At 53.6% G+C, this 8,619-nt stretch carries 8 protein-coding genes and 1 other annotated feature; of the genes, 4 read left to right on the top strand and 4 right to left on the bottom strand.

Annotated elements, in window-relative coordinates:
- Window positions 1–375: 375 nt before the first annotated feature.
- From clpB to rluD, 3 genes are all read right to left on the bottom strand, one after another.
- Complete coding sequence (gene clpB / locus ABLU86_RS24190) at window positions 376–2,949, bottom strand: ATP-dependent chaperone ClpB (protein WP_015703191.1); 2,574 nt, start codon at window positions 2,947–2,949, stop codon at window positions 376–378.
- Between the two features lie 129 nt (window positions 2,950–3,078).
- Window positions 3,079–3,810 carry a purine nucleoside phosphorylase YfiH gene (gene yfiH / locus ABLU86_RS24185; RefSeq protein ID WP_058649325.1) on the bottom strand — a complete coding sequence of 244 codons (732 nt, stop codon included), beginning with the start codon at window positions 3,808–3,810 and terminating at the stop codon, window positions 3,079–3,081.
- Window positions 3,807–4,787, bottom strand: coding sequence for a 23S rRNA pseudouridine(1911/1915/1917) synthase RluD (rluD, locus tag ABLU86_RS24180; RefSeq protein WP_015370269.1), 981 nt, complete (start codon window positions 4,785–4,787; stop codon window positions 3,807–3,809). Before rluD ends, yfiH begins: the two co-directional genes overlap by 4 nt.
- Before the next feature lie 131 nt (window positions 4,788–4,918).
- Between rluD and bamD the strand changes: the two genes are divergently transcribed.
- The 4 genes from bamD to pheA all read left to right on the top strand — a co-directional run bounded on the left by bamD (window position 4,919) and on the right by pheA (window position 7,688).
- Window positions 4,919–5,656, top strand: coding sequence for an outer membrane protein assembly factor BamD (gene bamD / locus ABLU86_RS24175; RefSeq protein ID WP_015370268.1), 738 nt, complete (start codon window positions 4,919–4,921; stop codon window positions 5,654–5,656).
- Between the two features lie 272 nt (window positions 5,657–5,928).
- Window positions 5,929–6,264, top strand: coding sequence for a ribosome-associated translation inhibitor RaiA (gene raiA, locus ABLU86_RS24170; protein ID WP_002914111.1), 336 nt, complete (start codon window positions 5,929–5,931; stop codon window positions 6,262–6,264).
- Window positions 6,265–6,377: 113 nt separating this feature from the next.
- Window positions 6,378–6,502: a sequence feature (Phe leader region), on the top strand.
- The gene (gene pheL, locus ABLU86_RS24165) at window positions 6,379–6,426 is read left to right on the top strand and encodes a pheA operon leader peptide PheL (protein WP_100279143.1); all 48 of its coding nucleotides are present in this window, start codon (window positions 6,379–6,381) and stop codon (window positions 6,424–6,426) included. (Overlaps the previous feature by 48 nt.)
- Before the next feature lie 25 nt (window positions 6,503–6,527).
- Window positions 6,528–7,688, top strand: a complete 1,161-nt coding sequence (pheA, locus tag ABLU86_RS24160; protein ID WP_015370267.1) for a bifunctional chorismate mutase/prephenate dehydratase — start codon at window positions 6,528–6,530, stop codon at window positions 7,686–7,688.
- Here pheA and ABLU86_RS24155 read toward each other — a convergent pair.
- Complete coding sequence (locus ABLU86_RS24155) at window positions 7,685–8,557, bottom strand: SMP-30/gluconolactonase/LRE family protein (protein WP_015703193.1); 873 nt, start codon at window positions 8,555–8,557, stop codon at window positions 7,685–7,687. The genes pheA and ABLU86_RS24155 overlap by 4 nt on opposite strands.
- Window positions 8,558–8,619 lie beyond the last annotated feature (62 nt).

Below are 8,619 nucleotides of genomic sequence, written 5' to 3'. Positions count from 1 at the left end.
TCCATGTCACTTTGAGTGCCCACACAGATTGTCTGATAAATTGTTAAAGAGCAGTGCAACGCGGCTTTCGCTCACCGTTGCGAGGTCCCGTATAATACGTTTTCCTCATTCAGAGTCAAGCGCTTATTTCACTTTTCTCTGTCGGTTTTCAGCGTCACATTTCGCTGCTGAAACCCTGCTGACCCGGCGGCTTGTTTGCCGTTGTTCCGTGTCAGTGGAGGCGCATTATAGGGAGTAATTCTGAAGTGACAAGCATAAATTCAAAAAAACAATTCAAGCGCTCACTTTTCAACCAAATTAACGTTTGAACTTTAATTCTTGCCTGGTTTTTAAACAAAAACGAGCCCAAAGGGCCCGTTTTTGTCGTTTTGTGACTTACTGCACTGCTACGATGCGGTCGTCTTTTACCACCAGCTCGACGGTTTTCCCCGGAACCAGCTCGCCAGACAGGATTTGCTGCGCTAACGGGTTCTCTATCTGTTGCTGGATGGCACGTTTCAATGGACGCGCGCCGTATACCGGGTCGTAGCCATTTTCGCTCAGCAGCTTCAACGCCTCATCGGACATATGCACTTCATAGCCGCGCTCTTCCAGACGTTTATACAAACGCTGCAGTTGGATCTGCGCAATAGAAGCAATATGTTTTTCACCCAACGGATGGAAGACCACCACTTCATCGATACGGTTGATAAACTCCGGACGGAAGCGCTGGCTAACCACGCCAAGCACCAGATCCTTCATATGACCGTAGTCCAGCTCGCCGAAACGTTCCTGGATCAGATCGGAACCGAGGTTTGAGGTCATGATGACAACCGTATTACGGAAGTCGACCGTTCTCCCCTGCCCGTCGGTCAGGCGACCATCGTCAAGCACCTGCAGCAGAATGTTAAATACATCCGGATGCGCTTTTTCCACTTCATCCAACAGGATGACGGAATAAGGACGACGACGGACCGCTTCGGTCAGATAGCCGCCCTCTTCATAACCCACGTATCCCGGAGGCGCACCGACCAGACGCGAGACGGAGTGTTTCTCCATAAATTCGGACATATCGATACGCACCATCGCGTCGTCGCTGTCGAACATGAAGTTAGCCAGCGTTTTGCAAAGCTCGGTTTTACCCACCCCGGTCGGGCCGAGGAACAGGAACGAACCAATAGGCCGGTTCGGGTCAGACAGCCCGGCGCGGCTACGGCGAATGGCGTTGGATACCGCTTCAACCGCTTCATCCTGGCCAATAACGCGGTGATGCAGATCCTGTTCCATACGCAACAGTTTTTCGCGCTCGCTTTCCATCATGCGCGCCACCGGAATACCGGTCCAGCGCGCCAGCACTTCGGCAATCTCGGCATCGGTTACTTTGTTACGTAACAGGCGCATCGTTTTGCCTTCAGACTGGGTGGCTGCCGCCAGCTGTTTTTCCAGCTCCGGAATTTTACCGTATTGCAGTTCGGACATCCGCGCGAGGTCGCCAAGACGTCGTGCTTGTTCGATAGCAATTTTGGCTTGTTCCAGCTCAGCTTTAATAGTCTGCGTACCGGAGAGCGATGCTTTTTCCGCTTTCCACTCTTCTTCCAGCACCGAATACTGGCTTTCTTTGTCCGCCAGCTCTTCATTAAGCATATCGAGACGCTTCAGGCTCGCTTCATCCGCCTCTTTCTTCAGCGCCTGCTGTTCCAACTTCAACTGGATGATACGGCGATCGAGACGGTCCAGCTCTTCCGGCTTCGAGTCGATCTGCATACGGATGCTGGATGCTGCTTCATCGATAAGGTCGATGGCTTTATCCGGCAACTGACGGTCGGCAATATAGCGATGCGACAGGGTCGCCGCTGCCACGATGGCCGGGTCAGTGATCTGCACGTGGTGGTGCAGTTCATAACGTTCTTTCAGACCGCGCAGTATGGCGATGGTATCTTCTACCGTCGGCTCGGCAACGAACACTTTCTGGAAACGACGTTCCAGCGCGGCGTCTTTTTCAATGTACTGGCGGTATTCGTCAAGGGTGGTGGCGCCGACGCAGTGCAGTTCACCGCGCGCCAGGGCCGGTTTCAGCATGTTGCCGGCATCCATCGCGCCGTCGGCTTTACCCGCGCCGACCATGGTGTGCAGCTCATCGATAAACAGGATAACGTTGCCTTCCTGTTTCGCCAGATCGTTCAGCACGCCTTTCAGACGCTCTTCGAATTCACCGCGATATTTCGCCCCGGCCACCAGCGCGCCCATATCCAGCGCCAATACCCGACGGCCTTTCAGCCCTTCTGGTACTTCGCCGTTGACGATACGCTGCGCCAGTCCTTCGACGATTGCCGTTTTACCCACCCCGGGTTCACCAATCAGCACCGGGTTGTTTTTAGTACGGCGCTGAAGTACCTGGATGGTACGACGGATCTCTTCATCACGGCCGATCACCGGGTCCAGTTTGCCTTGTTCGGCACGCTCGGTCAGATCGACGGTAAATTTTTTCAATGCCTGACGTTGGTCTTCGGCACCCTGATCGTTCACGCTTTCACCTCCGCGCATTTGTTCAATCGCCTGAGTCACATTGGCGGTTGTTGCTCCGGCAGATTTCAGCAGGTCGGTCAGCGTACCGCGTGATTCAAGCGCCGCCAGAACGAACAGTTCTGACGAAATAAAGTTATCCTTTCTCTTTTGCGCCAGCTTGTCGCAAAGATTGAGAATACGCACCAGATCCTGAGACGGCTGGACGTCGCCGCCGGTACCTTCTACCTGCGGTAAACGGCTCAGCGCCTGTTCGATTTGGCTGCGTAACGCCACGGCGTTAACACCCGCCGAGGTTAGTAAAGGATGCACCGATCCCCCTTCCTGATTCAGCAAGGCGCTCATTAGATGAAGTGGTTCGATGAATTGGTTGTCGTGCCCGAGTGCTAGCGACTGGGCATCGGCAAGAGCAAGCTGGAATTTATTAGTAAGACGATCCAGACGCATAACTCCTCCCATAAACAGGTCAAATTTGCTACTGGAGATTAAATGAGGTCATCCCTCAATTATTCAAGGTTAAAGACCTGAACTATGTGAAAAATAAGTTTGCCTTCTGGATCGTCTTGATTCTCTAGGTTATATCAGCCAAATGAAACTTGCCATACGACCTGTGGTCTTGTCGCGACGATAAGAGAAAAAATCATCTTTTTCACTTAGAGTGCAACGATCGCCGCCGAAAATCTGCTCCACGCCGACGTTAGCCAGGCGCTGACGAGCCAATTGATAAATATTAGCAAAATATTTTTCACCGGCAGAACGGAAGGCGCTCTCCGCCTGGGCATCTTTGGCGATGAAAGCCTCTCGCACTTCCGCACCGACTTCAAACGCCTCAGGGCCAATTGCCGGACCAAGCCAGGCCAGAATATTTTCCGGTTTATCATTAAAGCAGGCGACCGTTTCTTCCAGTACGCCTTCACATAAGCCGCGCCATCCGGCGTGCGCTGCCGCCACCTCGGTTCCGGCGCGGTTACAGAACAGCACCGGCAGGCAGTCCGCGGTCATCACCGCACAAACGGTACCCGGCGTATTACAGTATGACGCATCGGCGCGTTTTGACACGTACGGCCCGCCATCCAATTTTAGTACCGTCGTGCCATGCACCTGCTCCAGCCACACCGGATAAGAGGGTAATCCGCCAGCGGCAAACATCCGCCGGCGGTTTTCTTCGACATGCAGGAGATCGTCGCCGCAATGGGCGCCAAGGTTCAACGAGTCATACGGAGGCAGGCTCACGCCGCCCACACGGGTAGAACTACAGGCCGCCACGCCTTTCGGCATAGGCCACTGCGGAACAATCAGCTTTGTCATAACCAGTCAATATCGTCCTTATGGGCTTCAAAATCGGCGCGCATGGCGTCGATCAGTTCCACCATATCCTGCGGGATCGGCGCGTGCCATTCCATCTCAATACCGGTAATTGGGTGATACAGACGCAGCATGGTCGCGTGTAATGCCTGGCGATCGAATTTGCGCAGCGCGCTGATGAACTCGTCCGATGCCCCTTTCGGCGGACGCGGGCGGCCGCCATAAACCTGATCGCCCACCAGCGGATGGGTAATATGCGCCATATGGACGCGGATTTGGTGGGTACGGCCGGTTTCCAGGCGCAGGCGCAAACGGGTGTGGATACGGAAATGTTCCATAATGCGGTAATGGGTCACCGCCGGTTTCCCCATCGGGTGAACCGCCATATGCGTGCGCTTGGTCGGGTGACGGCTGATTGGTTCTTCAACCGTACCGCCAGCGGTCATGTGGCCGATAGCCACCGCCTCATACTCGCGGGTAATTTCGCGCAGCTGCAGTGACTCGACCAGACGCGTTTGCGCCGGAATAGTCTTCGCCACGACCATCAGGCCGGTGGTATCTTTATCCAGACGGTGAACAATACCCGCGCGAGGGACATCGGCAATGGGCGGATAGTAATGCAGCAGCGCATTCAGCACAGTACCGTCAGGGTTGCCCGCACCAGGGTGCACAACCAAATCACGTGGTTTGTTGATGACCAGGATGTCGTCATCTTCATAGACGATATTGAGCGGAATATCCTGCGGTTCAAAACGCACGTCTTCCTCGATCTCAACATCGATAGAGACGGCTTCGCCGCCAAAAACTTTTTCTTTCGGCTTGTCGATGACGTTGCCGTTTACCAGCACGCGCTGGTCAAGGATCCATTCTTTTATCCGCGAACGTGAATAATCCGGGAACAATTCGGCCAAAGCCTGATCTAAGCGTTGACCGAGTTGGTTCTCGGACACCGTTGCGGTGAGTTGTACTCGTTGTGCCATATACAGCTTCTTCGTTTAACGTTGGGTTTTACGGCTTTGCCGTTTAATATAGTGTGCTATTGTAGCTGGTCTTAATCGGGAGCAGGAACAGAGATTCTCCCGCATAAACATTTTGAGGAAGTCAAAACGTCATGACGCGCATGAAATACCTGGTGGCAGCAGCCACACTGAGCCTGGCTTTGGTGGGTTGCTCTGGCTCAAAGGAGGAGGTGCCTGATAATCCGCCGAATGAAATTTACGCGACCGCCCAGCAAAAGTTGCAGGACGGTAACTGGAAACAGGCAATAACGCAACTGGAAGCGTTGGATAATCGCTATCCATTTGGTCCTTACTCCCAACAGGTACAGTTGGACCTGATTTATGCGTATTACAAAAATGCCGATTTGCCGCTGGCCCAGGCCGCAATCGATCGTTTCGCTCGTCTGAATCCTACGCATCCAAACATTGACTATGTCATCTATATGCGCGGCCTGACTAACATGGCCCTTGATGACAGCGCTCTACAGGGCTTCTTCGGCGTCGATCGTTCCGACCGCGACCCGCAGCACGCTCGCGACGCATTCAATGATTTCTCGAAGCTGGTTCGCGGTTATCCGAACAGCCAGTACGCTACAGACGCCTACAAACGTCTGGTGTTCCTGAAAGACCGTCTGGCGAAGTATGAGCTGTCGGTGGTGGATTATTACACCGACCGCGGCGCCTGGGTTGCCGTCGTGAACCGCGTTGACGGTATGCTGCGTAACTACCCGGATACGCAGGCCACTCGCGATGCGCTGCCGAAGATGGAAAACGCCTATCGTCAGATGCAAATGAACGCGCAGGCTGACAAAGTCGCCAAAATCATCGCCGCCAACGGCAAAAACACCTGAGGGTGATAACAGAAAGCAAAACGGCAGCCCCTGGGCTGCCGTTTTTTTATTCAATGAACACCAGCGCTGAAGCGGTTTAGCGCCGAGTTAACTCATCAAATATGGCCCCCTTTCTTCATTTCGACAAGTAAAATCTCATCCGTTCCTGTCCTGTCTCACAAAATGAATTCGTTGACAAAAAGTGACATTTAAATGTGATTTAGATCACACATTTTGACATTAGGCGAGGTATGCTGGGTTCACCAAGACGGGAAAGACAAGAGGTAAAATTTATGACAATGAACATTACCAGTAAACAAATGGAAATTACTCCGGCAATCCGCCAGCATGTCGCAGACCGTCTCGCCAAACTGGATAAGTGGCAAACTCATTTAATCAACCCGCACATCATTCTCTCTAAGGAGCCGCAGGGTTTTATTGCTGACGCAACCATCAATACGCCGAACGGCCATCTGGTTGCCAGCGCGCGTCATGAAGACATGTACGCCGCCATTAACGAATTGATCAACAAGCTGGAACGGCAGCTGAATAAAGTGCAACACAAAGGGGAAGCCCGCCGCGCCGCCACATCGGTGAAAGAGGCAGGCTTTGTGGAAGAAGAAGAGTAATCCTTAACTTAAGTTGTGTCATGCCACGCGCCTTCGGGCGCGTTTTTCGTTTTTTAATTGACAGGATGAAAACAGTACAGGTACTGTAATCCACACTAACCTAAGGAATTCATCGTGAAACGACTCCCGTTCTTCTTCGCATTCTTTTTTACCTTCCCCTGACTGGGAGGCGGTTCGTCGTATAAGAAAGAATGCGAAGACGAATAACAAGGCCTCCCACGCGGGAGGCCTTTTTTATTGATAACAAGAAAGGCAACACAATTATGACCGAGGAAAACCCATTACTGGCCCTGCGCGACAAAATAAGCGCCCTGGATGAAAAACTGCTCGCGCTGCTGGCCGAACGCCGCGGCCTGGCGGTAGAAGTCGGGAAAGCGAAGCTGGAATCGCACCGTCCAGTACGCGATATCGACCGCGAACGCGACCTGCTGGAGCGTTTAATGACGCTTGGCAAAAAGCATCATCTGGACGCCCACTACATTACCCGCCTGTTCCAGCTGATTATTGAAGACTCCGTTCTTACCCAGCAGGCGCTACTGCAGCAGCATCTTAATAAGATTAACCCCCGCTCCGCGCGTATCGCCTTCCTTGGGCCTAAAGGCTCGTATTCACATCTTGCCGCGCGCCAGTACGCCGCGCGTCATTTTGAGCAATTTATCGAAAGCGGCTGCGCGAAATTCGCCGATATCTTTGAGCAGGTCGAAACCGGTCAGGCCGATTACGCCGTCGTGCCGATCGAAAACACCAGCTCCGGTGGGATCAACGATGTGTACGATCTGCTGCAGCATACAAGTCTGTCGATCGTCGGCGAACTGACGCTACCAATCGATCACTGTGTGCTCGTTTCATCCTCAACGGACGCTGATAAGATCGAGACCGTTTATAGCCATCCGCAGCCGTTCCAGCAATGCAGCCAGTATTTAAGCCGCTATCCGCACTGGAAAATCGAGTACACCGAGAGCACCTCAGCGGCGATGGAAAAAGTCGCGCAGGCAAAATCTCCCACCGTTGCCGCGCTGGGTAGCGAAGCCGGCGGCGCGCTGTACGGGCTGCAGGTGCTGGAGCACTGCCAGGCTAACCAGACGCAAAACATCACTCGTTTCCTGGTACTGGCGCGTAAAGCGGTGAACGTATCCGATCAGGTGCCGGCGAAAACGACGTTGTTAATCGCCACCGGCCAACAGGCTGGCGCGCTGGTTGAAGCGCTTCTGGTGCTGCGTAACCACAACCTGATCATGAGCAAGCTGGAATCGCGCCCCATCCACGGTAACCCGTGGGAAGAGATGTTCTATCTGGATATTCAGGCCAACCTGGAATCCCTTCCCTTACGCAAGGCTTTAAAAGAGCTGGCCGAAATTACCCGTTCGATGAAAGTACTGGGCTGTTACCCGAGCGAAAACGTCGTGCCGGTCGACCCGGCTTAACGTTCAATAAATTGCCGTTTCTTCATCCCTGCCACCGCAACCGGCAGGGTGAAGATGGCGCCGGAAAGCGGATATTGCGCCACTTCGTCGGCGTCCATATTTTCCCGGGTGGTAGTGATATAGAGCGTTTTCATGTCCGCGCCGCCGAAACACACCATCGTGGGGCAACGCACCGGCACGCGATACTCTTCCAGTTGTTCTCCGTTCGGCGAAAAGCGGGCAATCCGCCAGCCGTCAAACATCGCGCTCCAGTAACAGCCTTCTTCATCAACCGCCGCACCGTCAGGGATCCCCTCTCCCGGATGGAAACGACGAAACACTTCCCGTATGCCCGGCTCGCCCTGCTCATCCAGCGGCGTGCGGTAAATCACCGCGTTCGGCGTATCGGAGGTATACATCCAGCGCTTATCGTCGCTAAACGCCAGACCATTAGCACCATGAATATCGCACTGCACCACCTTTGGCGTCAGGTCGTTATCAATACGCACCAGCAGCGCGCCATTGTAATCCCCCGGCCCCCAGAAGGTCCCTGCGTAAAAACGGCCATCCCGATCGGTACCGCCGTCGTTAAAACGCGCGAGATCCGGGTTACTTGGGTTATCACAGATTTTGCGTTGCAGCAGACCACGGGCATCACAAAGCCAGATACCGCTACGTAAGGCGACGATAAAACCTCCCTTCTCGCGCAGAGCAAAGCAGCCCACTTCTTCGGGAAATTGCAGGACCTGGTGTTCTTTATTGCGTGTATCGTAGCGGTGAATTTCGCACTCCAGAATATCCGCCCAGTACAGTGCCTGCTCGGCATCGCTCCAGGTTGGGCATTCCGGCAGATGCCCGACGTAATCAAACAGCGGTTGCGGTTGTGCCATCTTTTCATCCCTATAAAAAAAGCCAGCGGGTTACCCCTCTGGCTTTATTGTATACACGTTTA

The sequence above is a fragment of the Klebsiella sp. JN_Kp121 genome (assembly GCF_040062145.1).
Taxonomy (GTDB): domain Bacteria; phylum Pseudomonadota; class Gammaproteobacteria; order Enterobacterales; family Enterobacteriaceae; genus Klebsiella; species Klebsiella aerogenes.
The sequence above is the reverse complement of the archived record's forward strand: the minus strand, read 5'-3'. Positions and strand labels throughout refer to the sequence as shown.

Bases quoted from the DNA above. Each gene is read 5' to 3' on its own strand.
- rluD (WP_015370269.1), bottom strand. From the start codon at position 4,787: ATGGCACAACGAGTACAACTCACCGCAACGGTGTCCGAGAACCAACTC.
- clpB (WP_015703191.1), bottom strand. From the start codon at position 2,949: ATGCGTCTGGATCGTCTTACTAATAAATTCCAGCTTGCTCTTGCCGAT.
- bamD (WP_015370268.1), top strand. From the start codon at position 4,919: ATGACGCGCATGAAATACCTGGTGGCAGCAGCCACACTGAGCCTGGCT.
- pheA (WP_015370267.1), top strand. From the start codon at position 6,528: ATGACCGAGGAAAACCCATTACTGGCCCTGCGCGACAAAATAAGCGCC.
- raiA (WP_002914111.1), top strand. From the start codon at position 5,929: ATGACAATGAACATTACCAGTAAACAAATGGAAATTACTCCGGCAATC.
- ABLU86_RS24155 (WP_015703193.1), bottom strand. From the start codon at position 8,557: ATGGCACAACCGCAACCGCTGTTTGATTACGTCGGGCATCTGCCGGAA.
- yfiH (WP_058649325.1), bottom strand. From the start codon at position 3,810: ATGACAAAGCTGATTGTTCCGCAGTGGCCTATGCCGAAAGGCGTGGCG.